Raw genomic sequence first — 24933 nt, 5'->3', positions numbered from 1 at the left:
AGTGACAACTAAGGAAAGGAATGATTGTTATGGATAAAAAAGCAGCAGCGATTGCAGCTAATGAGATGCCAGAAGGAACACAATTGATTTACGGTCAGTATCCTGAGAGAGGGGCCTATTATTCTAGCAGCTACATCCCGAATATAACCTACGCTGAATACGATGGGATAGAGAGAACACTTCAGCTCATTGTGCCACATTGTGCGGGGAGAAAGTTTCCTTTAGTTGTGTTTATTCAAGGCTCAGCATGGAGAAAGCAGGACAAGTACGCAGCCATACCTAATCTTAGTCATATTGCAGCAAAGGGATATGTCATTGCAAGTGTCCAGATTAGAGAGACAGATATCGCTCCTTTCCCGGCAGCGCTAGAGGATGTGAAATGCGCGATTCGCTATATGCGAAAGCATGCAGAGCAATATGGTGTAGATCCGCAGCGAGTGGCGGTATGGGGAGACTCCTCTGGAGGCCATCTATCCTTAATGACTGGACTTACAATTGGCGAGTATAATAATGGGCTGTACCAAGATTATTCGGATGAAGTTAGCGCCGTCGTGGACTATTATGGTGTCTCAGACCTCCTAACGCTAGGCCGGTATAATGATATTCTCGATCATGATGCAGCGGATTCTCCAGAAGGATTATTCATTGGCGAAAAAAAAGTAAAAGAACATATCGAGCTTGCTAAAAAAGCGAGTCCTTTCTATCAAAATATGAACAAGGAGCTGCCTCCGTTTCTTATCGTACATGGTGACAGCGACAGCATCGTACATATTAATCAAAGCGTAGAGATGTATAAAGCACTCAAGGAGCACGGTCAACAAGCGCTTTTTTATAAGGTTGTCGGCGGGGAGCATGGGATGGGAGTGTGGCATCCACAGGTGCTGGATGTTACCGAAAAATTTTTATCGGCACATTTATATCGCCCGATGCTTGAAAAGCCGCCTTTCCAGCATGAAGTAGAGGCTGAATAACCTGTGTCCCATGATGGAAGGCTCACGCTAGTCTAATATATAAAATATAACAGCAATCATAGCAATAGATAGAGACATTACACTGGAGATGATAAGGTTGAAGCTGGAGCATATATTTACCGTACATGTCAGAATTGACAAAGCGATAGAGCTGAAGCAGGAAGAAGGGCTTTCTGTAGTGATGATTACCTTTGGCGGGACTGTCACAGGACCTTATTTTGAAGGAGAGGTGCTTGAGGGCGGAGTAGATACACAAATCATTGGCAAGGATACGCATACATTATCTGCAAGATATATGCTGAAGGGAAAGGACCATACCGGCAATAGCTGCACAATTTATGTGGAGAATAACGGTCATATTCATAAAAATGAAGCTGCTGCATATGCTTTTCGAACGACGCCCAAGCTTATTACAGATAGTCCATCGCTTTCCTTCTTGAATGAAGCACTATGTGTTGGTGAAGGAATACCGACAGAAAACGGGATAGATATTGTCATCCGTAGATGGGTGTAGTATTCGGTATAGAGGCTGAAACGAGATGAAACGACCACAACATGGTGGTCGTTTTTTATGTCTACCTAACTAATACAATGAGATAGAGATCGCTTATCTAATTATCTTCTATATACGATCAAACTTATAATCTATTAAAATGATCATGTTTGATTGAGTGTTAGATGCAATAAAAAAGCTGGACAGAATAACAAGAAGTTTTCTGCCCAGCTCAGCTGTATTTCGTTATAGAGACTTATTAAACAGACTGTTAATGAGTTAATGATATGCTTGGTGCTAAGTCATGCCGTCCATATTGGATGCATGACTAGCTTAACGCATGATCAATAAAGTGCTCCTTGTAGCGATCAAAATCAATCTGACTGCATTCCATCTCAAGTCGGGTGCCGTTTTCTTCATATTCTGTGGAGAAAATTTGGCCATGCTCATTAAAATAAGAGACGATACCGCCCTGATCATATGGAATAAGTACGCTGCATTTTACATAATTGCTGAATAGCTGTGCTCGAATCGACTGAATGAGCTCCTCTAATCCTGCGCCATCGCGCACGGACATGTAGATCGAGTTGCCATTTACTGCAGGATACGGTGTATCGGTTAGATCACATTTATTATAGGCGTAGATCATGTCGATGCCCGTTGTTCCTATGTCCTCTAGCGTTTGATTTGTCACCTCGATCAGCTTATCGTAGTCCTCGTTCGAATAGTCTACGACATGCACGAGCAGATCAGCCTCCGTCACTTCTTCGAGCGTAGATCGGAACGCTTTAATAAGATGGTGCGGCAGCTGGCTAACAAATCCGACGGTATCGGTGAGCAGGAAGCTTTTATTATCGGGCAGCTCAATATTGCGTACGGACGTTTCTAATGTAGCGAACAGCATATTCTTCACAAAAACTTCCTTTGTCGTATCCGGGTCAGTATAACGCAGTAGGGCGTTCATTAAGCTTGATTTCCCTGTATTCGTATAACCTACAAGACAGACAACAGGAACCTCATTCTTCTTGCGCTTCAAACGCTGAGTTTGTCTTGTTGCAACGAGACGCTCAAGCTCATGCTGCAGCATGGAGATCCGCTCTTCAATACGACGACGATCCAGCTCCAGCTTCGTTTCCCCTGCACCTCTGTTGCGCAAGCCTGCGCCACCGGCACCACCTTGACGGCTAAGGGAGGCACGCAAGCCAACAAGACGAGGGAGCATATATTGAAGTCGTGCAACCTCAACCTGCAGCTGAGCCTCTCTCGTTTGTGCGCGCTCTGAGAAAATATCTAGTATAAGGATCGTACGATCAATAACCTTACGATCAAGCTCTGCCTCTAGGTTGCGGATTTGAGAAGGGGACAGCTCATCATTAAAGATGATGGTTTCTACTTGATGGGCTTCTGCCATCGCACGCAGCTCGTCAATTTTTCCCGTGCCTATGTAATGGGAAGGATTAATACGCTGCGCTTTTTGAGACAGCCGATCTACTACACTAATATGGCAAGCTTCAGCTAAAGAAGCTAGCTCATCCATACTGTAATCAAAATCAGCCTGTGGTCGATCATTAATATGCAGGCCTACAATAATGGCTTGCTCTAATTGTTCACTCATAAATATCCCTCCATCCGAGTTGGAAACAGTGTAGCATATGAAAAAAGTGCAAGCAACCTATAGTATACCCGGCTTTTCCGTGTCTACACAGCTACCATTATGACCAATTTCGTGCTATTGTGAATGTTATTAGTGATAGCAATGCAGCATGAGAAGCAAGGAGGTTTGCTATGAATAGAATGATAAAATCCCTTCTCACGGTCGCAATACTTCTCCTAGTCTGTACAAGCTGCTCCTCTACAAGCGACAGCGGTACATCTGAAGCTGGTTCAACAACGCTGCTTCTATCTGCAGCAGCAAGCTTGAGTGAAGTGATGGATCAGGTCATCGCCTCATTTCATAAGGAGCACTCCAATATTAAGATTGAAGTGAATTATGCTTCCTCAGGTACATTGCAGCGACAAATTGAACAGGGTGCACCTGCCGATCTCTTTATATCAGCGGGCGAGAAGCAGATGACTTCACTAGTTGATCAGGGGCTCGTTACGCAAGTCGTTCCGCTGCTTAGTAATGAGCTTGTTGTCGTTGGAGGATCAACGCTTCAGCTCACGACAGACACACTGGAGCAGCTATTGCAAGAGACTAACCCTTCCTTTATAGCGATAGGTGAGCCCGACACGGTTCCTGCTGGTCAGTATGCGAGGCAGGCGTTAGATAGCCAGCAATTATGGTCTGTTTGGAAAGAGGATGTTGTATTTGGAAAGGATGTGCGCCAAGTGCTTGCCTATGTTGAACAAGGAAATGCTGATCTTGGCTTTGTATATAAAACAGACGCAATGTCTTCGAACCAGGTGAATATTATTCACACCGTAGATGAAGCGCTGTATGATCCGATCATTTATCCATTAGCCGTTGTTTCTACGACAAAAGCGCCAGAGGCTGCTCAGTTATTTTATGACTACTTGCAGCAGGAGCAAGCGATAGCAATCTATAAGCAGTATGGGTTTACGGTTGCACAATGAGTGAAGTATTTAGCTGGCAATCCTTTATTACTCCTGTCATTGTTTCCTTAAAAATTACTTTGCTTGCTAGTGTTATCGTCTTTGTTCTTGCGCTTGTTGCTGCCAGATGGATGAGCAGATCGTCATTTCGAGGGAAGCTATGGATTGATGTCTTGTTTATGCTGCCGCTTGTGCTGCCACCCACTGTTGTTGGTTTTATACTATTATATGCATTCGGGAAGCAGGGATTCGCAGGACGGCTGCTTTATGAAGTGTTTGACTTCTCTGTTGTGTTTACATGGTGGGGAGGTGTTATTAGCGCAGTGGTCGTTGCTTTTCCACTCGTTTATCAAACGATAAAAGCCGGCTTCGATGGCATAGATCGTGATCTGGAGGACGTCGCTAGATCACAAGGAGCTAACGAATGGCAGGTGCTGCGTTACATCTCAATGCCGTTAATTTATCGCATGCTGCTTGTCGGTTATATGCTCGGTTTTGCTCGGGCACTCGGTGAGTTCGGTGCAACGCTAATGCTCGCGGGCAATATTCCGGGCCGGACACAGACGATCGCTACTGCGATTTATATCGCAGCAGATAGCGGAAAAACCTCACTTGCGCTTGGCTGGGTTATCGTCATGATTTTGATATCCATTTTACTGCTGCTTATTGTGAGACAGCCCGCAAAAGATTAATGCTATGCGCCCTGAGGAAGTGTTTGTCATTGCTTTATTAAGCAACTGTTCGCTATACTTTGAGGAAGATGGTTCATAAAGAAGAATAAAATAATAGATAGATATAGAACATAGGAGAGAGAACATGACTTATAAAATCGCATTTTTTGATATTGATGGAACTCTAGTTAATGAAGAAAAAGTTATTCCACAGGATACGATTGCTGCCATAGCTGAAGCTAAGGCGAAAGGGGTAGAGCCCGTCATCGCAACAGGTCGTGCTCCTTACTTCCTGCAATCATTGCTCGAGGAGGTTGGCATTGAATCCTTCGTATGCTTGAACGGTGCATATGCCGTATATAAGGGGAAGCCGATCTATCATAATCCGATTGATCCAGCGACAGTTGAAGCGTTCGTAACCGTTGCGCGTGAGCAGGGACATGCCCTTTGCTTTGAAGGTGAGACGCGCTACACGACGGATCAAGTGGACAATGAACGGGTGCTGCGTTCTGTTGGTTCATTAAAGGTACATTTTCCTGAGCATGAGCATGATTTTTGGACAAAGGAGCCAATTTATCAAATGTTCCTTCATGCGCTGCATGATGAAGAAGCACACTATGAGCCATTTCATGATCGCCTAACATTTATCCGTTGGCATGAGGATGCACTTGATGTGCTGCCTATTGGCGGCTCAAAAGCAAAGGGCATTGAAGCGATGCTCGCTGAGCTAGGTTTCGATAAGTCTGAAGCCATTGCCTTCGGAGATGGCCTGAACGATAAAGAGATGCTTGAGTATGTTGGCTTTGGGATCGCGATGGGCAATGCGCATCCTGAAGTGATTCCTTATGCGGATTATGTAACGACGCATGTAGATGAGCAAGGGATTCGCAATGGACTAATCAAGGCTGGTATCTTGGATAAATAAATTAGGCATTTATTCACCATTTACTAGAAGCGGGCGTACAATAACCTAACGATGCATAGGCATAGGAGGTTATTGACGTGATCGTACTTAAAGCAGGCTCACTCAATGAGCTGAATATTGACAGCTTACCAGAAGTCGAGCAAAAAATCGTACGCTGGAAAATAGCTAGCCGTAATCGCTATGAGTATTCCTCATTGGCTGCCCTGAAGTTCGAGCTAAAAATGAGAAGACATACAGTAGAGGCTTCATATGCGATGTTTCAAAGCGGGGCCCAGTTCGCGACATTTTTTAATTCGAGATGTAATCCAGCTTATTGGATTCGGACCCGTAATGGAGGATTTTTGCTGCGTGGAGATGTAAAACCATCCGATGCGATTCGAGATATATTTATCAATGGTCATTTGTATGCATTTGAATGCTCAGGTGCCATTATCATCTTATATTATCGAGCAGCACTAGAAACGATAGGCGATGCGACCTTCAACTACTATTTTCAGAACTTGTTCTTAAGAGAATGGCAAAAGGACTATGATCTACAGCTTGTCGCTAGCTATGATCTAAGTGATGTCTACCCTGGAGATGTATGCTATTTCCGCAATCCAGATCATCATCCGCGACATCCAGAATGGCAGGGTGAAAATGCTGTCATGCTGGACTATGACTTATTCTTTGGACATGGTGTAGGGATTCAGAACTCAGCTGGCATCATTGCGAATTTGAATCGTGCACGCAGACCATTTGCACGCCGTTCTGCTTATATGGAGAACTTAATTGTGCGTCCTGATTTTGAGAGGCTGCGCAGCTTAATTGTCTACGAGCAGCGACTGGCGGTGCAGAGTGGGGTGTTGGTGCTTGAAGAAGCAGAAGAACAGCCACTTGGAGAGGTCATATAAGGAAATTTAAAACGCACGCCTTTGATGACGATGGCACTTCTTTGAAGTGGATTCGACGTCGAATATGAGGTTCAACCGAAAACTACGTTGCTCACGTACCTGGTAACGTACGCTGCGCTACTCGTTTTCTAGTTTCACCTCATCTTCTTGGTCCTGAAAGCCGAGCGTTTTAAATCTCTATTGGAGAGGTAATTTAACTCGCACGACTTTGATGACGATGGCACTTCTTTGAAGAGGATTCGGCGTCGAATATGACCCGCTCTAGTTCGCTGCGGTGCTCACGTACCAGGTAACGTACGCTGTGCTCCTCGCTTACTAGTCGAGGGTCATCTTCTTGGTCCTGAAAGCCGAGCGTTTTAAATCTCTATTGGAGAGGTAATTTAACTCGCACGACTTTGATGACGATGGCACTTCTTTGAAGAGGATTCGGCGTCGAATATGACCCGCTCTAGTTCGCTGCGGTGCTCACGTACCAGGTAACGTACGCTGTGCTCCTCGCTTACTAGTCGCGGGTCATCTTCTTGGTCCTGAGAGTCGAGCGTTTTAAATCTCTATTGGAGAGGTCATTTAAAACGCACGACTTTGATGACGATGGAATGCGTTGTAGTGGGTCGATGAGAGGGAAGTAAAAAAAGCTGGGGTGTTCTCTGGACATGAAGTCATGTCCTGTGAGAATACCCCAGCTTGCTTTTATCATTAAGATTTTGTCTGTCCACGAAGCGCTTTGTACTTCTTGTATTGGAAGTAGATCGTACAGCCAATGCAATAGCCTAGTAATGCAGCTAGTGCCGCTAATCCCATTAGACCAGCGATGATGTTGGCAGCAAGTGTCCATTGTAGCGACAAGCACAACATAGATAGTGTAAGGAAGGTGACTCCGATACTGAGGTTGAATTTGACAAGCTCAGCAGCCTCGGTGTTCTTCTTTCCGTAGATGGACTTCGCTAAAGGTTCAAGCAGTGTAACAAATACATTAGCGCCAGGACCGAACAGCAATGTCAGCACTTGGATTAGCCATAAAACAGCAAATACCCATGGTAAATCAAATACAATCGCAATCGCTATACTGATAACAATACCAATTTGATTGCTCCTTACTTTAGAAAGAGGGACTTCCTTTTGAGCTCCCTTATCGTTGGCATCCTTTAATATCATCAGATTTCCCCTCCCCTGTAACAAGCTCTACTCTTTAACAAGCTCCTGGAGCTCGCTATCGCGCAGGTCTACCGTTACCTTTTTCATCGCAAGTGGTTCTAAAGGCTTGTCCTGTGCACCACGCTTTTGCGCTGCGATTTCATCTACAACTTCCATACCTTCTGTCACTTCACCAAATGCAGCGTACTGTCCGTCTAGATGAGGAGAGTCAGCGTGCATTATGAAAAACTGTGAGCCCGCACTATCCATGCTTTGTGATGTTCGAGCCATAGAAATAACGCCGCGTGCATGCACCATCGGATTATCAAAGTTATTAGCTGTAAATTCTCCTTTGATTGTGTATCCTGGGCCACCCGAACCCGTTCCAGTCGGATCTCCGCCTTGAATCATAAAGCCCGGAATAACACGATGGAATATGACCCCATCGTAGAAGCCTTCCTGGACTAACGATACAAAGCTGCTCACCGTGTTAGGGGCAATTTCAGGATAAAGCTCGATTTTAATAATTCCCCCGTTACTCATCTCAATGGTTACTTCTGGATGCTTGTTGGAGTCAAGCAGCTGTAGTGATGCATTGGAATACTGAGGCTCAGTAGTCTCCTGTGGCTGTTCATTGTTGTTTCCACACCCACTTAAAATAAGCAATACGCTGATAAGTAAAGCTAGATGTTTATAACGCATTGTTTCTACTCCTTTTGGCTGAGATTATTAAGTTACATATAGTTTAACACAGCTTTAGAGGATATTTAAAATGCTCGACTTTGATGACGATGCGTTTTCTTTGAAGAGGATTCGACGTCGAATATTGCACGCTACCGAAAACTTTGGTGCTCACGTACCAAAGACGTACGCTGCGCTCCTCGTGTTCTAGTATCGTGCAATCTTCTTGGTCCTGAAAGCCGAGATTATAAATCTTCATTGGAAAGAGGATATTTAAAATGCTCGACTTTGATGACGATGCGTTTTCTTTGAAGAGGATTCGACGTCGAATATTGCACGCTACCGAAAACTGTGGTGCTCACGTACCAAAGACGTACGCTGCGCTCCTCGTTTTCTAGTTTCACCTCATCTACTTGGTCCTGAAAGCCGAGATTTTAAATCTTCATTGGAAAGAGGATATTTAAAATGCTCAACTTTGATGACGATGCGTTTTCTTTGAGGTGGATTCGACGTCGAATAGGAGGTTCAACCGAAGACTGTGGTGCTCACGTACCAATGCAGTACGCTGCGCTGCTCGCTTACAAGTTGCGAACGATCTTCATTGAAAGAAGGATATTTAAATCTTCATACAGGATGCACTAGCTGAGCAGGTTGATGTCCATATCGAATCTTGTTCTAGAAACATATGCTATAAGAGGATTTCTTCGAGAAAGGAGTAATCGCGATGAAGCAGCCTAGAGCAATGATTTCGGCTAAAAGAAAGACAAAGGGAAGACGTTCTAATAAGCTCATTAAAACATCGATTCTATTAGGTAACGAGTTTATTCGTGCTCATATTCCCTCAACTAGCTATATGACGAGAGCTTCACTAATGCGAATGGTAAACAAATATGGAATGGTCTATGTTAAACCTCGGAATGGTTCCATGGGGCGTGGTGTAATTCGTATTAAGAAACAAGGTTTGCGCTATTCCTGTCATACAGGTGCAAAAGTGAAAAGCTATAAAAGCTTCGATGAATTGTATTCAGCTATTTTAAAGAAGACGAAGGGTGAATCGTATATCGTACAAAAGGGTATACATTCACTTCGTTACCACGGAAAAATATACGATTTTCGTGTAGTGGTACAGCGCAGTCCTAATGGACGATTTGAGGTTACAGGCATAGCAGGACGCATTTCTAAGCGAGGCAGAGTGGTAAGCAATGGAGCGGGTGGGGGATCGGTAGGTTCGGTTGACAGCCTGCTTACACCTTATCAACGTAACGTTGCATTGCCGCGTATGAAGACTTTAAGTCTTGCCGTTATGCATGAGGTGCGAAAGCATTGGCCATCGCTAAATGAAATTGGACTTGATATTGCCCTCGATTACAATTTAAAGCCATGGATTATTGAATATAATACTAATCCAGATCACTTAATGTTTGTAGTGCTGAGAGACCGTCAAGCGGTAGCACGTATTATTCACTATGGTGCGAGATACGGTAAAAGATACCGTCTATTTCATTAAAATGACTAACAAAAAGGAAGTGTGCAACCCAAGCACACTTCCTTTTTGTTAAGCAATAAGCATTGATTAGTCCAATACAGCTGTAATATGAGCCTTTGTTACTGACCAATGTGATGCGCTCCAAACCTTTTCTTTATTTTGCAGCAGCATGATTTGTGGTGATTCATGCTTAATGCCAGTGTCATCTGCAATTTGTAAAGAAATTGGACGTGATTCAATTACTTTAACGAGCAAATATTCCGCATCACTGCGCGGTTTATCTGCTAAGTAATTAGAAAACTCCTCATAAGCGTTAGCGCTAACAGGGCAGGTTGTACTATGTTTAAATACAACAATAGGATGCTCCTTAGAGCGTTCAAATGCTTGCTCCCATTGCTCGGCAGTCGTAATTTCTGTAACGTTCATCTTCAAGACCTCCTTTAAGTCATAGCTCTATTATAGCTTTTACATACCAAATCGCAAAGTTCACAATTAAATGTTGCAAACTAACGAAGCATCTATTAGAATAATGTTACTGGAACTGACCAGAAAATGAATTTGGTCAGTCGGTCATTTTGGTATGGTGGTGATAAATATGAATGTTGATCGTCGAACACTTATCGTCGAAGCAGCTAGTAAATCGTTCGCTATGTTCGGATACAAAGCTACAACGATGGATCAGGTTGCCAAGATTGCTAATGTTGGTAAAGGCACGATCTATACATTTTTTGCAAATAAGGAAGAACTGTTTCAGGAAGTGCTTAATCGAATGCTTAAGGAGATGAAGGCTGCATCTGACAATGCGATGGACAAGGAGTCGAGCTTTTTTAATCAAATGTCTGAGGCGCTTAATGTATTGCTGGAGTTTCGTGAGGATCATGAGCTCGCGCTTAAGCTTACACAGGAAGTGCGTGAGATCGGTACACCAATGGCGCTAGATGCCATTAATCAGATGGAGTACCTAATTATTGAGCATATTGCAGACAAGGTGAAGATAGCGATTGAACGTCAAGAAATTAAACCCTGCAATCCAGAGCTCACAGCATTTGTCATTTTAAAGCTATATATGGCACTAGCGGTTGAGTGGGGGCATCGGCATACAGCAATGGAAAAAAGTGAAATTGCCTCCCAGCTAAGATTTTACTTGGAAAAGGGACTGGCATCTTCTTAAGAGGATGCCCTCTTTTCTTTCATTAACAATCAACACAACTGAACAACTTAGATAAGACAGGGGAGAGAGATCATGGCAAGAAAAAATAATCAAGTAAAGGCAGAGCTAGGCAGTATTGTGCGCAATCCTAAGGTTGTTATTCCAGTCATTGCGGTAATGCTTGTGCCTTTATTATATTCGGCATTATTTTTAGGTGCTTTTTGGGATCCGTACGCACGGCTTGATAAAGTGCCCGTAGCGATCGTCAATGAAGACAAGGGTGCTGAATTTGAAGAAGACACCTTATCCATCGGTAATGAATTTATTGAAAAGCTAAAGGAATCAGATGATTTTGCTTGGAGCTTCGTAACAAAAGAAGAGGCGTTGCAGGGCTTAGATGAAAATGAATATTATATGATGCTTGAAATTCCGGAGCAATTTTCAGAGCAGGCCGTTTCACTGACAACAGATGAACCACAGCAAGCGGAGCTGCTCTATACACCTAATGAGGCGTATAACTTTTTAGCTTCTCAGATCGGGGATACTGCTGTTTCCGAGTTAGCTTCCGTGTTGAACCAATCTATAACAGAGACGTATCTTGCAACCATTTATGACAAAATTGGCGATGCTCTCGAAGGCATACAATCGGCGAGCGAGGGTGCGGTGCAGATCGCGAGTGGTGCAGGTGACGCCAAGGAAGGTGCCGATAAGCTTATCACTGGTCAGGAGCAATTAGGCGCTGGTTTAGTTAAGCTGCAATCAGGTGCTGGTAAGTTGAATGATGCAGGTAAACAGCTGTCGAAAGGCTTATCTGAACTACAATCGGGAAGTCAATCGCTTAATAATGGCCTGAATGAGATTGGTCAGGCAGGACAAGCACTCAACCATGGTGCAGCAGAGTTAAGTGAGCAATATAAAGCTTTAGATGCTGGACTACTGCAAGCAAGTGAAGGAACAACAAGCTTAAAGCAAGGTGCACTGAAACTTCAGGCTGGGTTGCAGCAGCTGGCTCAGCAGAACGAGCAGCTAGCAAGCAGTGAAGCATTTAAACAGCTGTTGGCCGGTAGTGAAGCGTTAGCGGAGGGCTTGCTTGCTAAAGAGCAGGGTGAAGCAGAGCTTACAGCTGGTTCACAAGCGGTAACAGCAGGTATTGGCAAGCTTGCGGCTGGAGCAGAGCAGCTCACAGCGGCAGTGGATCAAGCAGGTCAAGGAGCAGGCAGCCTAGCGGATGGCGCGAACTCTGCAGCTACTGGTGCTAGTCAACTAGCAGAAGGACTAGGACAGCTGCCAAGCTCGATTGCACAATTAATATCAGGTAACGATTCGTTAATTGCTGGAGGCAAGGAGCTTTCAACTGGACTTGCTAAGCTGGATGATGGCGCAAATGAGCTTGCAGCGGGCTTAGGAAGTGCGGATGGTGAAGCATTAAATCTTACACTCACTGAGGATATGAAGCAACAGTTTGCGAAGCCGGTTGAGGTTGTTAAGGAAGCATACACAGTCGTACCTAACTATGGAACGGGCTTTGCACCGTACTTTATCTCACTGGGCTTATATGTAGGCTGCATGCTATTAACGATTGTTTATTCTATGCGCGAGCCAGCACTGAAGCCAGCCAATAGTACAAGCTGGTACATGGGGAAAACGGCTGTAACCTTGCTTATTTCCGTTGTACAAGCGTTAGTGCTAGGAGCAGCGATACTGCTTGTGCTTAATCTAGAGGTAGCTAATATGGGAGCATACTTCGGGTTTATGGTTATAACAAGCGTCTCCTTTATGATGCTCATCCAGCTGCTATGCGTAACCTTAAAGGATGTTGGTCGCTTTATTGCTATTGTTCTATTAATATTGCAGCTTACAAGCTCAGCAGGTACGTTCCCACTGGAGCTAGTACCCGAATGGCTGCAAGCCATTAATCCACTGCTGCCAATGACGTATTCTGTACTAGGATTCAAGCAGGCAATCTCTAGCGGCAATATGGTTATGTTCTGGGATAATGCATTCGTTTTAATTGGATTTGCTCTTGTATGCTCTGCGCTCACATTTATATTTATGCGTTTTAGCTATCGTAAAACAATATCGGCAGAGCAATAGAAAGAGATAGAATAAAGCAGTAAAAAATCTTTATAAAAGGAACAATCGTAGAGGCATCTTTGTAGCGACCCTTTGAAGTTAGAACACATATTCTAACGTTGAAGGCACTGCTACTTGATGCTCCATGCTGATTGTTCCTTCTGTTTTAAACTAGCTCTTAAGCTTACATAAGACTCAGATTTCATCCAAGTAATCTGTCATATGCGAGTAAAAAGCAATGGAGACAGCACTAGGTTTTAGCACATGCATATGTACTTGAATGAAGTAGATCTAAATGCTAAAAAAGTAGCGTTTAACATGCGAATAAGTAACCAAAAATGCAGTAAAACTACGGTGTTTCCTCTAATTTGTATGCAATGATACAGTTATTGACATAATGTAAACGAATGCATTTTTTGATCGTGTCGAATTTTAACACAATTTGTGAGTAATCATGTATAATCACTTTAATTGCACTGATAAAGGAGTTATGATAATGGACCAAACGATTATTCGCTTTGAGGATGTTTCGAAGCGATATAGCGACCAAGAACCGGCTGTACTTAAAAATGTCAGCTTTGAAATTGAACGTGGTAAATTTTATACGCTTCTTGGTCCTTCAGGCTGCGGTAAAACGACAATTTTACGTCTAATCGCAGGCTTTACAGCGCCTTCCGAAGGAAAGATTTACTTTAACGGCAAGCTCATTAACAATAAGCCTGCTAATGAACGCCAAGTGAATACCGTATTTCAGGATTATGCGCTTTTTCCGCATCTGAATGTGTTTGAAAATGTTGCCTTTGGCCTGCGCATTAAGAAGTTGAAGGAATCTGTCATCAAAGAAAAGGTGGCTGAGGCGCTTCGCTTTGTTAACCTGAGCGGCTATGAAAATAGAGAAATTACCGAAATGTCTGGTGGTCAGCGTCAGCGTGTCGCGATTGCACGTGCGATCGTCAATGAGCCTGAGATCTTATTGCTTGACGAGCCGCTATCTGCGCTTGACTTAAAGCTGCGTACCGAAATGCAGTATGAGCTGCGCGAGCTTCAACGTCGTCTCGGTATTACGTTTATATTTGTTACGCATGATCAAGAGGAAGCGCTCGCGATGTCCGATGAGATATTCGTCTTGAATGAAGGGGTCATCCAGCAATCGGGTACGCCAATCGACATTTACGATGAACCGATCAATCGCTTCGTTGCTGATTTCATTGGGGAATCGAATATTGTTAAAGGTAAGATGATTCAAGATTTCGAAGTAGAGATTTCCGGTAAAAAGTTCGAGTGTGTAGACCAAGGCTTGAATCCGAACGAGATTGTCGATATCGTTATTCGTCCCGAGGATATCGAGATTGTGAGTCCACAGTCAAGTCAGCTGCCTGCGCGAGTTGATTCTTTGCTGTTCCGCGGTGTTCATTATGAAATCTGCTGCTATGATGACAACAATAATGAATGGCTTGTACACAGTACACGTAAAGCGACAGTCGGAGAAAGAATTGGGTTGTATTTTGAGCCTGAGGCGATTCACGTTATGCGTCTAGGTGAGACGGAGGAAGAATTTGATAAGCGTCTTGAGTCCTATGAAGAAGTGGATTCTAAAGACAGCGCTGGCGAGGAGATGAATCATGGAAGCTAGAACTCGCACGATATATCTGATCCCATATTTTATGTGGCTGGTTCTATTTGTCGTGGCGCCGATCTTGCTTATTGTATATTACTCCTTCTTTAATGTAGAAGGACAATTTACGTTTGCGAATTACGAGAAGTTTTTTACACCAGTCTATATGAAAATGACGCTAAGCTCATTCTGGTATGCGCTACTGATCACCTTCTTCTCATTGGCAGTCGCGTATCCAACGGCTTATCTACTAACGAAAACAAAGCATAAAGCGCTTTGGCTGCTGCTAATTATTCTGCCAAGCTGGATTAACCTACTATTAAAAGCGTATGCCTTTATCGGGATTTTTGGCACGTACGGTATTGTTAATGCGCTGTTTGAGGTTGTTGGCATCGGCAATCAGCAGATTCTGTTCACAGATTTTAGCTTTGTGTTTGTGTCGGTTTATATTTTTATACCGTTTATGATTTTACCTATATATAATGCACTTGAGAAAATGAACCCTTCCCTTATCTACGCAGCACGGGATTTGGGTGCTTCATCATGGGTAACATTCCGTAAGGTTATATTCCCACTGACGCTTGACGGTGTGAAGGCTGGCTGCATCGCGGTATTTATTCCTGCCCTATCACTGTTCATGCTGACTCGTCTCATTGCAGGTAATCGCGTCATTACGCTTGGTACTGCCATTGAGCAGCACTTCCTCGTTACGGAGGACTGGGGAATGGGTGCAACGATCGCTGTATTCCTCATCATTATTATGGCTCTTGTCATGGGACTGTTGGGCTTAAGAAAGAGAGGGCTAGATCTTGTCAAACGCTAAATTTAAGCTCTCTAACCTCTATCTGATTGCAGTGTTTATCGTACTGTACGCACCTATTGCGTATTTAATGATCTATTCCTTTAACAGCGGTGGCACGATGCAAGGCTTCGAGGGCTTTACCCTTGAGCATTACTCGGAGGTTCTTCAGGACACAAGACTGTTAATTATTGTGCTGAATACCTTTATCATCGCACTGCTGTCGGCAGCTATTGCGACAATTATCGGCGTGTTTGGTGCGATCGCGATTCATTTTCTACGATCAAAATCAAAAACGACGCTGCTTACGCTTAACAATGTGTTAATTGTAAGTCCTGACGTTATCATAGGTGCGTCATTTCTGATTCTGTTCACCATCGTTGGCATACAGCTAGGATTTACTTCGGTATTGCTATCACATATCGCATTCAGCATACCGATCGTTGTCGTCATGGTACTACCTAAGCTACAGGAAATGAACAATTCTCTCATTGATGCTGCCCGAGATCTAGGCGCAAGCCCATGGCATGTGATCTCGCGTGTTATTCTGCCCTATATTAAGCCGGGAATATATGCAGGCTTCTTTATGGCGCTAACGTACTCGCTTGATGATTTTGCTGTTACCTTCTTCGTCACAGGTAATGGATACTCTACACTAGCGGTTGAGATTTACTCTCGAGCACGTCAAGGTGTGTCCTTGTCGATAAACGCTCTATCAACGTTGATCTTCTTGTTCACGATTGTTCTTGTTATTGGCTATTATTACATCGAGCGCCGTAATCAGCGTCCAGCGAATGGAGGTGCTCAAGGATGAAGCAGCTAACGAGAATATTTCTGCTTATTTTCATCGCCAGCTTTGCCCTGATCTATCTGGTCAATATGCTGAACAGAAGTGAAGGCTATGCTGGAAACAATACGATTACGATTTATAACTGGGGCGATTACATTGACCCTGAGCTCATTGAACGCTTTGAAGAAGAGAGTGGGCTAAAGGTTATCTATCAAACCTTTGATTCTAATGAAGCGATGATGACTAAAATTAAACAGGGCGGCACGACCTTCGACATTAGCATCCCTTCTGAGTATGCGATTGAGAAGATGAAGGATGAGAATCTATTGCTGCCCATCGATCATAGCAAGGTGCCAAACCTACAATATATCGATCAACGATTTTTAGATTTGTCCTTTGATGAAGGGAATGAGTATTCGATTCCTTATTTCTGGGGGACGGTGGGTGTCGTTTATCATCCAGATCTTGTAGGTGACTTGACGTTTGACAGCTGGGACGATCTATGGGATGAGCAGCTTAAAAACAATATCTTCTTGCTTGATGGTGCACGTGAAGTAATTGGGATGGGCTTAAACTCATTAGGCTACTCACTCAATGACACGAATGAAGAGCATCTACAGGAAGCGCTCCAAAAGCTTTCTACTTTGACGCCGAATGTAAAAGCAATCGTAGGCGATGAGATCAAGATGCTTATGGCAGGTGAAGAAGCTGCTGCTGCATTAGTGTGGTCTGGAGACGCTGCCGAAATTATGTGGGAGAACGAGGCACTGGAGTATATTGTGCCAAGTGAAGGCTCTAATCTATGGTTTGACAACATGGTCATCCCATCTACGGCTAGAAATATTGATGGCGCTCACCAGTTTATTAACTTCATGCTCGATCCTGAGGTTGCTGCACAAAATACAGAGTATGTTGGCTATTCGACACCAAACGCGGCAGCTTTGGAGCTTTTAGATGAAGAGATTTCTGGTGACGAGCGTTTTTATCCAGATGAGGAGCTAACCGCAAGGCTTGAGGTGTATGAGAATTTAGGCCCTAGAATGCTGTCTCACTATAACGATTTGTTCTTAGAATTCAAGATGCATCGAAAGTAGAATAATGACACATTATAATACAAACCTACGAATAATACTTATCCGACTGATTCTTATACAGTCGGATAAGTGTTTTTTATTTGCACTAAAAATATATTTTATTGATCGTTTGCACTTTCTGCACATTTGTTTTACCTATCGGTTAATTGTGAACGAATTGTGAACTTACTGATATGGACATGAGATAAAAGAAGTAGTATTGCATGCGAATTAGGAATCATTTCTGATAATTAATGAGTTGAAATTCTTTGTCCATTACTTTCTTTAGTAGAAAAACTATAAATAACTGACATGATGTGTGGATTGAATATGGTGTCCAAGCATGAATTCTGGATGAAATTTCAATTTATTTCAGTTGCGTCAACAAACATGATGCTTAATATGATTAAATATAACATAATAGTGTTAGTTAATTTGACAATGGATTTTTCCAAAAAAAATTTGCACTAAATGCACACAAAATTCTTCCCAAAATCTAAATTTAGGAGTATGCTGTATGTAACGACACGATCAGGTGATCGAATTCTAAAATGAAGGGCAGATCTAATATGACAGTATCCGTTATTCAAGAAACTCTTAATCCTTATGAGATTGCACAACAGCAAGTAGATGCTGCAGCAGCTCTATTAAACTTGCCAGAACATATTGCGAACGTGTTAAAGCGCCCAATGCGTGTGCTTACAGTAAACTTCCCAGTAAAAATGGACGATGGTTCTGTACGTGTGTTTGAAGGCTACCGTTCACAGCATAACGATGCGATCGGTCCTACTAAAGGAGGAATTCGATTCCATCCGGATGTGACATTGGACGAAGTTAAAGCACTTTCTATGTGGATGAGCTTTAAATGTGGTGTAGTAGGTTTACCTTATGGCGGCGGTAAAGGTGGCGTTATTTGTAACCCTCGCGAGCATAGCAAAGGTGAGCTAGAGCGTATTAGCCGCGGCTTTATGGAAGCTATCGCAGCATTTGTTGGTCCTCAAAAAGATATCCCAGCTCCAGACGTTTATACAAACGCTCAAACAATGGGCTGGATGATGGACACGTACAGCAAGCTTGCTGGCGTTAACTCTCCAGGTGTAATTACAGGAAAACCAATTATCCTTGGTGGATCTCAAGGTCGTAACGAAGCGACAGCACAAGGCTGTGTTTACACGATTCTTGCTGCGCTTGAGGATATGGGGAAATCACCAGCTGATGCAACAGTTGCAATTCAAGGATTTGGTAATGCAGGTCGTATTGCAGCGCGTTTGCTTGACGAAGCTGGCTGCAAAGTTGTTGCAGTTTCTGACTCTAAAGGCGGCATCTACGATCCAAATGGACTAGATCTTGCGAAAGTTGGAGAGCTTAAAGATAATGCTTCCATTCTAGATTACGGTCAACAATACCATATCTCGAACGAGCAATTGCTTGAGCTTGACGTTACTGTTCTTGTGCCAGCTGCACTTGAGAACGTCATTACTTCAAAAAATGCAAATGATATTAAAGCAGCAATCGTAGCCGAAGCTGCGAATGGACCAACAACTCCAGGTGCGGATCGCATTCTAACGGAAAAAGGAATTATCGTTATTCCTGACGTGCTTGCAAATGCAGGTGGCGTAACGGTTTCTTACTTCGAATGGGTTCAAAATTTGATGAATTATTACTGGAGCGAACAAGAAGTACTTGAAAAACTAGAAGTAAATATGATTAACTCTTATAAGGCAGTGCGCGATCTTGCGAAAGAATATGATGTAAATCTACGTAAGGCTGCTTATATGATCGCGATCAAACGCATCTCTGCTGCTATGGAAGCAAGAGGTTGGGTTTAATATTTACAACATAGAAAGGTGAGTTATACGTTATGACAAATCGGATTCGCGTTGGAATCGTAGGATACGGCAATTTGGGCCGTGGAGTTGAATTATCCATCGCGCAAAATCCGGATATGCAGTTGGATGCAATTTTCACTCGTAGAGACCCTGCAACGATCTCTTCGAGCACAAAAGCATATTCGATTGAAGAGGCAGCAAGTTTTGTAAATGATATTGATGTCATGATCCTATGCGGAGGCTCCGCAACAGATCTACCTGAGCAAGGACCACAGTTTTCTAAAATGTTTAACGTAGTAGACAGCTTCGATACGCATGCGCGTATTCCTGAATACTTTGATGCAGTCGATGCATCTGCACAAGAAGGCGGTAAGCTTGCAGTGATCTCGACTGGTTGGGATCCAGGTTTATTCTCAATGAATAGATTGCTGTTTGAATCAATTCTACCTGAAGGGAATGGCTATACATTCTGGGGCAAAGGCGTTAGCCAAGGTCACTCAGATGCCATCCGCCGAGTAGCTGGAGTTAAAGACGGCAAGCAATACACGATTCCAATGGAGGAAGCGGTGCAGCGTGTTCGTAACGGTGAAAACCCGGAGCTTACAACGCGTGAAAAGCATTTGCGTGAGTGCTTTGTCGTAGCTGAGGAAGGTGCTGATCTTGCGAAGATTAAGGATGAGATTGTTTCAATGCCTAACTACTTCGCGGATTATGAAACCATCGTTCATTTCATTACTGAGGAAGAATTGAAGCAGAACCATTCTGCAATGCCGCATGGTGGTTATGTGCTTCGCAGTGGTAAAACTGGTCAAGATTCTACTCAAATTATGGAGTTCGGCTTAAAGCTAGGCAGCAACCCAGAGTTTACCTCTAGTGTGCTTGTTGCATATGCGCGTGCAGCATATAAGCTGCATAAAGAAGGGCAGAAGGGTGCTAAAACGGTATTCGATATTCCACTTGGATACTTGTCACCTAAATCTGCTGCAGAGCTTCGTAAGGAATTATTGTAATAAGCAGTAGCTGGTCATGATAAGCAGGGTATCATGACCATGCTTTTACTCTTCATTTGTATAATGTGAATAGAAATTTGCATTTGTCTAATAACGTGAACCCATCCTTTCTTTAATTCAAGTCATAAATGAATGATCAGCTCAACATTTCCATCACTTCACATTCCTATGGGATGAGGTAGTGATAGAGATGTTGAGCTTTGCTGTACATATAAACATTAAGCACCAAAGCAAATGCTAACAATGAGCGAATCTGTTAAAATGGTGGAATAAAGGTTGAATATAGCTAGGAACTGAGAAGCGCAGCTACACGTTTTCGAAGGAAACGGCGGCGAATGCATGAGCTTGTTATTGGTACGTGAGCACTGGAAGGTCCGGCTGAATTCAATATTCGAAGTCGAGTAATCTCACAGTTCAACCTCGTGATCAAAGCTGGGCTTTTAAACACCTATTTTAATGAAAGATCAAACCGTTCACCTTTCAGCACCAAGAAGATTGAAAGAAGCTAGGAACTGAAGCGCACAGCGTACGTTATTGGTACGTGAGCACTGGAAGGTCCGGCTGAATTCAATATTCGAAGTCGAGTAATCTCACAGTTCAACCTCGTGATCAAAGGTGTGCGATTTGATCTACCTCTTCAAGGAAGGAAGAATGAATGTGGATAGAAGAGATCTAGCATCAACCCTCGACCACACACTGCTCAAGCCAGATGCAACCGAGCAGGCGATTATATCGCTTTGTGAGGAGGCGGCTGAACATAGCTTTGCAACGGTTTGTGTTAATCCTTGCTGGGTAAAGCTTGCTGCGAAGCAACTGCAAGGCGCTGAGCAAGTGGGGATTACGACTGTTGTTGGATTTCCATTAGGAGCTGCTTCCAGTGCAAGTAAGGCTATGGAAACGAAGCAGGCGGTTGAGGATGGAGCAACAGAAATTGACATGGTTCTAAATATCGGCTATCTAAAAAGCCGGATGCTAAACGCAGTTAAGTCAGATATTGAAGCGGTTGTTGCTGCTGCGGGTGATCGAGCACTTGTTAAGGTCATACTAGAAACCAGCTTACTAACCAATGATGAAATTATTGAAGCGTGTAAGCTTTCAGTAGAAGCCGGAGCACAATATGTGAAAACGTCGACTGGTCTTAGCTCAGGCGGTGCGACGACCGAGCATATTCAGCTAATGCGTGCCACCGTAGGTCCAAATATCGGTGTTAAGGCATCAGGCGGTATTCGGGATTATGAAACAGCAATTGCGATGCTGGAAGCTGGTGCAAGTAGAATCGGTGCGAGCAGCAGTGTAGCAATCGTGAATAGAATGGACGCAAAGCAAGACGGTTATTAATATAACGAAGGGTTTTTCGTTCTTACGCGGAGGCTCGCGTACAATATATACACAAAAGGCTTGCGTCCTCAGTGACGCAAGCCTTTTGCTTGTCCAAAATTATTCTGCTGCAGGTTCATTCGCTGCAGAGTCGTTTGCTGGAGTATCGTTTGTTGCTGGTACTTCAGCTCCTTTATCATCTACAAGGTTATTCGTAATTTTTGCTTTAGAACGAAGATCCTCTGTATATGTGCTGTTATTCGCGTAAATTTCTTCATTAATTAGCTTAACCTTAATAGCATCCTTCATCGTATCAAAGTTAGCCTCAGTCGCTTCTTGGTAGTCAGTTTTAAGAATAATATGGTAACCGAACTCCGTTTCCACAATATCGCTTAGCTCATTAACTTCAAGCGCGAATGCCGCTTCAGAGAATTGAGGTACCATCTCCTCGTAAGTGAAGAAGCCAAGATCGCCGCCAGTTGTCGCAGTGCCATCAGTGCCGTACTGCGCTGCTAATTCAGCAAAGTCTGCTCCATCTTTTAATTGAGCAAGAATATCCTCTGCCAGTGCCTTGTCCGTTACAAGGATATGAGAAGCTTTAACCTTTTCCGCGGAACCGCCTAGGTTACTTTTGTTCTCATCGAAATACGTTTGAACTTCCTCATCCGTTACATCAACAGTATCTTGAAGCAAGAGACGTACAAGGGTTTGTAGTTTAAGTTCGTTTTTAAGATCGTCCTCAGTCATGCCATAGTAAGATAGGAAGCTTTGGAAATTCTCTTCAGAGCCGTAATCAATTTTTAGAGCTGCAATGTCAGCTGAAAGGTCTGCATCTGTAAGCTTAATGTTTTTAGCTTTAGCTTCTTGTCCAACAACCTCTTCCGTAATCATACGATCAAGCACGCTTGTAATGCTGTCTCCATAATATTGCTGAAGTGTGCCAAGTAAATCCTTTTGTGTAATTTTCGTACCATTAACTGTTGCAAGTGTTTCTTCCTTGTTGCCCCCGATTGGGAAGATAATCACTAATATTAGCGCTATCGCTAATATGATGGATGCAATCATCCAAAAAGGATTGTTTTTTGAGCCCCCACCGTTTCTTTCATTGTTGTTAACGATAGGTGCGTTACCCGCAACCTCATTGTTTTCTGAGAATTGCTGAGATTGCGTTTCTTTATTATCCATTCAATTGAACTCCTCTCAAATATAAAAGTCTGTTAATACTATAACAAATTTCTTTACGAAAAACATTAATATAAGCTTAAATAATAAAGCGCTTTAGGGATATGGCGAATAAACTCGAATTATGTCGATAAATTCGACAAATTATTATTCGAAGGTAATTGTAAAGCGCTATTTAAAGGTTATAATGTTGTATATAATTGTAGAATTAATCTTTATTTACGGATCGTAGTGGAGGGTTATTTTGGTTTTATTAACGGGAAGTTACAATATATGGATCGTTGCATTGTCGCTTATTATCGCCTTTTTTACATCGTACCAAGCGTTAGGGCTAACAAAAAAGGTCACGATGCTACAACATAAAGTTACATGGATATGGTTAACTATTGCAGGCTTTGTTATGGGCTGCGGCATATGGACTATGCATTTTGTTGGAATGATTGCCTTTCACTTGCCTATTCCGATAGACTATCATTTTGGAAAATCTCTTATATCAGTTTTGGCTAGTATCGGTGCATCAATGCTAGCATTTTACGTGACGAGTAAGAAAGCATCTCAAGGCAAGCTGCTGCTTGCAAGTCTTTTTATGGCCTCAGGCATTGTAACGATGCATTATGTCGGTATGTCCTCTATGATGAATGAATTTATGACAATTAGCTATGATCCTATCATGTGGACTCTCTCAGCAGTTATTGCATTTATAGCCTCCTATGCAGCACTAAATCTCTTTATGAGAATGAAGAAGAAAGGAAGCTTCCTTCATCGAGCAGCTGCTGCATTGCTTATGGCTTTTGCAGTAACTGGCATGCACTATGTAGGGATGGAGGCAAGCTCTTTCTGGTGCATTGATCCCGCATATATAACCCAGCAGGCACAGATGCAGGCTCCTGCTAGATTGCTCATTACTGTACTTGTTGTAATTGTAGTTATTATCTTGCTGACCTGGCTGGCGCAAGTATGGGAGCAATTAATTTATAAGAGAATGGCATATACCGATTCCTTGACTGGACTTAATAATCGACATGCTATGAACGAATTTTTCAAAACAACCTCCTTAGTTAATCGTAAGCAAGCTGTCCTGTTTATTGATCTGGATCAATTCAAATACATTAATGACACACTAGGACATGATGTCGGAGATCAATTAATACAGCATGTGGGTGATAAGCTTAGAAGGTATGCAGAACCTCCGAAGCGAGTATTTCGCATGGGCGGAGATGAATTTATGATTGTCATTCCATATAACGAGAAGGAAGAGGTTCATCAAGCAGCGAAGCAGCTGCTGCAGGAAATTAGTTCACCTATATTACTAGGAAAGCACCAGCTGGAAGTAACCTGCAGCATTGGTGTGAGCTATGCAGTAGAGCACGGAATTACGAAGAATAGCCTGCTGAAAGCAGCGGACACGGCGATGTATTACTCGAAAAAATTAGGTAAGAACCAATATTGCGAGTACTCCAAGGAAATGGAAGATAAAGTGATACGCAGGCTCGAGATTGAAAAAGGGCTGCGCGACGCTCTTGCGAAGAAAGAATTTCAATTATATTATCAGCCCAAATGGGACATTAATAAGAATCGTCCGATAGGCTTTGAAGCACTGCTTCGCTACACTAGTCCGGTGATCGGTGCTGTGACGCCTGATGAATTTATCCCGATTGCTGAAGAAACAGGGCTTATATTGCCCATAACAGAATGGGCACTTAGCACAGCATGCAAGGACTGTTATGAGTGGAATATAGATAGTGATGATGAATTAGTCGTTTCTGTCAATTTATCTAGTAAAATAATAGAGTCAAACCGTCTAAGTGACATGACAAAACGTGCACTAGAACAAACAAAGCTATCTCCACATCTATTAGAGCTTGAAATTACGGAGCAGATGCTGATGAACTGTGGAGCTGCTGTGAAGGAACAAATCGAGCCGTTGCAGAAGCTAGGTGTTAAATTGTCGATGGATAACTTTGGCTCGGGTTATTCCTTCTTAGGGTCGCTCGAGGAGCTTCAATTTCAAACATTAAAAATCGATAAAAAGTATATTGAGCAATTTGAGCTGCCTACGAAGCAAGCCATTGTGCGCTCTATTATAGGACTGGCTAAGCAATTGCAAATTCAGCTTATTGCGGAAGGTGTGGAGACAGAGTCGCAGCTGCAGTTTATACAAGCAGCAGGCTGTCATTTGGCGCAAGGATTTTACTTTAAGAGGCCAATGCCGTTCAATGAGATTGGAACATGGATTAAGGAGCTGTAAGACGAACTGAGATAGAGAATAGGAACGGAGGAACATC

At 43.1% G+C, this 24933-nt stretch carries 22 protein-coding genes; 17 read left to right on the top strand and 5 right to left on the bottom strand.

All coding sequences use genetic code 11. The annotated features are described in order from the left end of the window. The first annotated feature begins 29 nt into the window (after positions 1-29). Both NSQ99_RS18960 and NSQ99_RS18955 read left to right on the top strand, forming a co-directional pair. On the top strand, positions 30-971 hold the full coding sequence (locus NSQ99_RS18960) for an alpha/beta hydrolase (protein ID WP_340838497.1): 942 nt from the start codon (positions 30-32) through the stop codon (positions 969-971). A 97-nt stretch (positions 972-1068) separates the two neighbouring features. Next, entirely contained in the window at positions 1069-1485 is a 417-nt protein-coding gene (locus tag NSQ99_RS18955; protein WP_340838496.1) for a DUF3237 domain-containing protein, read from the top strand. A 307-nt stretch (positions 1486-1792) separates the two neighbouring features. On the opposite strand, the gene hflX is transcribed toward NSQ99_RS18955, so the two are convergent. Beyond that, positions 1793-3079, bottom strand: coding sequence for a GTPase HflX (hflX, locus tag NSQ99_RS18950; RefSeq protein WP_340838495.1), 1287 nt, complete (start codon positions 3077-3079; stop codon positions 1793-1795). 170 nt (positions 3080-3249) lie between these two features. Here hflX and modA point away from each other — a divergent pair, with 170 nt between their 5' ends. The 4 genes from modA (at position 3250) to NSQ99_RS18930 (ending at position 6509) form a co-directional block, all read left to right on the top strand. Next, a complete protein-coding gene (modA, locus tag NSQ99_RS18945) occupies positions 3250-4041 on the top strand; it encodes a molybdate ABC transporter substrate-binding protein (RefSeq protein WP_340838494.1) in 792 nt (263 codons plus the stop codon). Further along, positions 4038-4712: a molybdate ABC transporter permease subunit gene (gene modB, locus NSQ99_RS18940; protein ID WP_340838493.1), complete on the top strand. Its 675-nt coding sequence runs from the start codon at positions 4038-4040 to the stop codon at positions 4710-4712. Before modA ends, modB begins: the two co-directional genes overlap by 4 nt. Positions 4713-4836: 124 nt before the next feature. Next, positions 4837-5616: a Cof-type HAD-IIB family hydrolase gene (locus tag NSQ99_RS18935; RefSeq protein WP_251667357.1), complete on the top strand. Its 780-nt coding sequence runs from the start codon at positions 4837-4839 to the stop codon at positions 5614-5616. Between the two features lie 77 nt (positions 5617-5693). Further along, positions 5694-6509 (top strand): protein-glutamine gamma-glutamyltransferase, encoded by an 816-nt coding sequence (locus tag NSQ99_RS18930; RefSeq protein WP_251667358.1) that lies wholly within the window; start codon positions 5694-5696, stop codon positions 6507-6509. 696 nt (positions 6510-7205) lie between these two features. Here NSQ99_RS18930 and NSQ99_RS18925 read toward each other — a convergent pair. Together NSQ99_RS18925 and NSQ99_RS18920 are read right to left on the bottom strand one after the other, a co-directional pair. Further along, positions 7206-7664, bottom strand: coding sequence for a DUF4395 family protein (locus NSQ99_RS18925; protein ID WP_340838492.1), 459 nt, complete (start codon positions 7662-7664; stop codon positions 7206-7208). Positions 7665-7691: 27 nt separating this feature from the next. Then, on the bottom strand, positions 7692-8345 hold the full coding sequence (locus NSQ99_RS18920; RefSeq protein ID WP_340838490.1) for a peptidylprolyl isomerase: 654 nt from the start codon (positions 8343-8345) through the stop codon (positions 7692-7694). 703 nt (positions 8346-9048) lie between these two features. On the opposite strand from NSQ99_RS18920, the gene NSQ99_RS18915 reads away from it, so the two are divergent. After that, a complete protein-coding gene (locus NSQ99_RS18915) occupies positions 9049-9831 on the top strand; it encodes a YheC/YheD family protein (RefSeq protein ID WP_251667362.1) in 783 nt (260 codons plus the stop codon). A 66-nt stretch (positions 9832-9897) separates the two neighbouring features. On the opposite strand, the gene ytxJ is transcribed toward NSQ99_RS18915, so the two are convergent. Next, positions 9898-10236 (bottom strand): bacillithiol system redox-active protein YtxJ, encoded by a 339-nt coding sequence (gene ytxJ, locus NSQ99_RS18910; protein ID WP_340838488.1) that lies wholly within the window; start codon positions 10234-10236, stop codon positions 9898-9900. Between the two features lie 169 nt (positions 10237-10405). Between ytxJ and NSQ99_RS18905 the strand changes: the two genes are divergently transcribed. The 9 genes from NSQ99_RS18905 (at position 10406) to deoC (ending at position 21487) form a co-directional block, all read left to right on the top strand. Further along, positions 10406-10981 carry a TetR/AcrR family transcriptional regulator gene (locus NSQ99_RS18905; RefSeq protein WP_340838486.1) on the top strand — a complete coding sequence of 192 codons (576 nt, stop codon included), beginning with the start codon at positions 10406-10408 and terminating at the stop codon, positions 10979-10981. A gap of 72 nt (positions 10982-11053) precedes the next feature. Beyond that, positions 11054-13054 carry a YhgE/Pip domain-containing protein gene (locus NSQ99_RS18900; protein WP_340838485.1) on the top strand — a complete coding sequence of 667 codons (2001 nt, stop codon included), beginning with the start codon at positions 11054-11056 and terminating at the stop codon, positions 13052-13054. Positions 13055-13529: 475 nt separating this feature from the next. After that, on the top strand, positions 13530-14666 hold the full coding sequence (locus NSQ99_RS18895) for an ABC transporter ATP-binding protein (protein WP_251667368.1): 1137 nt from the start codon (positions 13530-13532) through the stop codon (positions 14664-14666). Beyond that, the gene (locus tag NSQ99_RS18890) at positions 14656-15471 is read left to right on the top strand and encodes an ABC transporter permease (protein ID WP_251667370.1); all 816 of its coding nucleotides are present in this window, start codon (positions 14656-14658) and stop codon (positions 15469-15471) included. Before NSQ99_RS18895 ends, NSQ99_RS18890 begins: the two co-directional genes overlap by 11 nt. After that, positions 15458-16261, top strand: a complete 804-nt coding sequence (locus NSQ99_RS18885; protein ID WP_285855684.1) for an ABC transporter permease — start codon at positions 15458-15460, stop codon at positions 16259-16261. The genes NSQ99_RS18890 and NSQ99_RS18885 overlap by 14 nt, the downstream gene beginning before the upstream one ends. Further along, positions 16258-17331: an ABC transporter substrate-binding protein gene (locus tag NSQ99_RS18880; protein ID WP_251667371.1), complete on the top strand. Its 1074-nt coding sequence runs from the start codon at positions 16258-16260 to the stop codon at positions 17329-17331. Before NSQ99_RS18885 ends, NSQ99_RS18880 begins: the two co-directional genes overlap by 4 nt. Positions 17332-17861: 530 nt before the next feature. Beyond that, on the top strand, positions 17862-19139 hold the full coding sequence (locus NSQ99_RS18875; RefSeq protein WP_432806926.1) for a Glu/Leu/Phe/Val family dehydrogenase: 1278 nt from the start codon (positions 17862-17864) through the stop codon (positions 19137-19139). A gap of 32 nt (positions 19140-19171) precedes the next feature. Further along, on the top strand, positions 19172-20149 hold the full coding sequence (locus NSQ99_RS18870) for a diaminopimelate dehydrogenase (protein WP_251667372.1): 978 nt from the start codon (positions 19172-19174) through the stop codon (positions 20147-20149). A 657-nt stretch (positions 20150-20806) separates the two neighbouring features. Then, positions 20807-21487, top strand: coding sequence for a deoxyribose-phosphate aldolase (gene deoC, locus NSQ99_RS18865; protein ID WP_340838477.1), 681 nt, complete (start codon positions 20807-20809; stop codon positions 21485-21487). Positions 21488-21586: 99 nt separating this feature from the next. Here deoC and NSQ99_RS18860 read toward each other — a convergent pair whose 3' ends face one another. Continuing rightward, positions 21587-22651: a peptidylprolyl isomerase gene (locus NSQ99_RS18860; RefSeq protein ID WP_340838475.1), complete on the bottom strand. Its 1065-nt coding sequence runs from the start codon at positions 22649-22651 to the stop codon at positions 21587-21589. Positions 22652-22892: 241 nt separating this feature from the next. Here NSQ99_RS18860 and NSQ99_RS18855 point away from each other — a divergent pair, with 241 nt between their 5' ends. Next, entirely contained in the window at positions 22893-24896 is a 2004-nt protein-coding gene (locus NSQ99_RS18855) for a bifunctional diguanylate cyclase/phosphodiesterase (RefSeq protein WP_340838473.1), read from the top strand. The last annotated feature ends 37 nt before the right edge of the window (positions 24897-24933 follow it).

This window comes from Paenibacillus sp. FSL W7-1287 (assembly GCF_038004245.1).
Lineage (GTDB): Bacteria > Bacillota > Bacilli > Paenibacillales > Paenibacillaceae > Pristimantibacillus > Pristimantibacillus camelliae.
The sequence above is the reverse complement of the archived record's forward strand: the minus strand, read 5'-3'. Positions and strand labels throughout refer to the sequence as shown.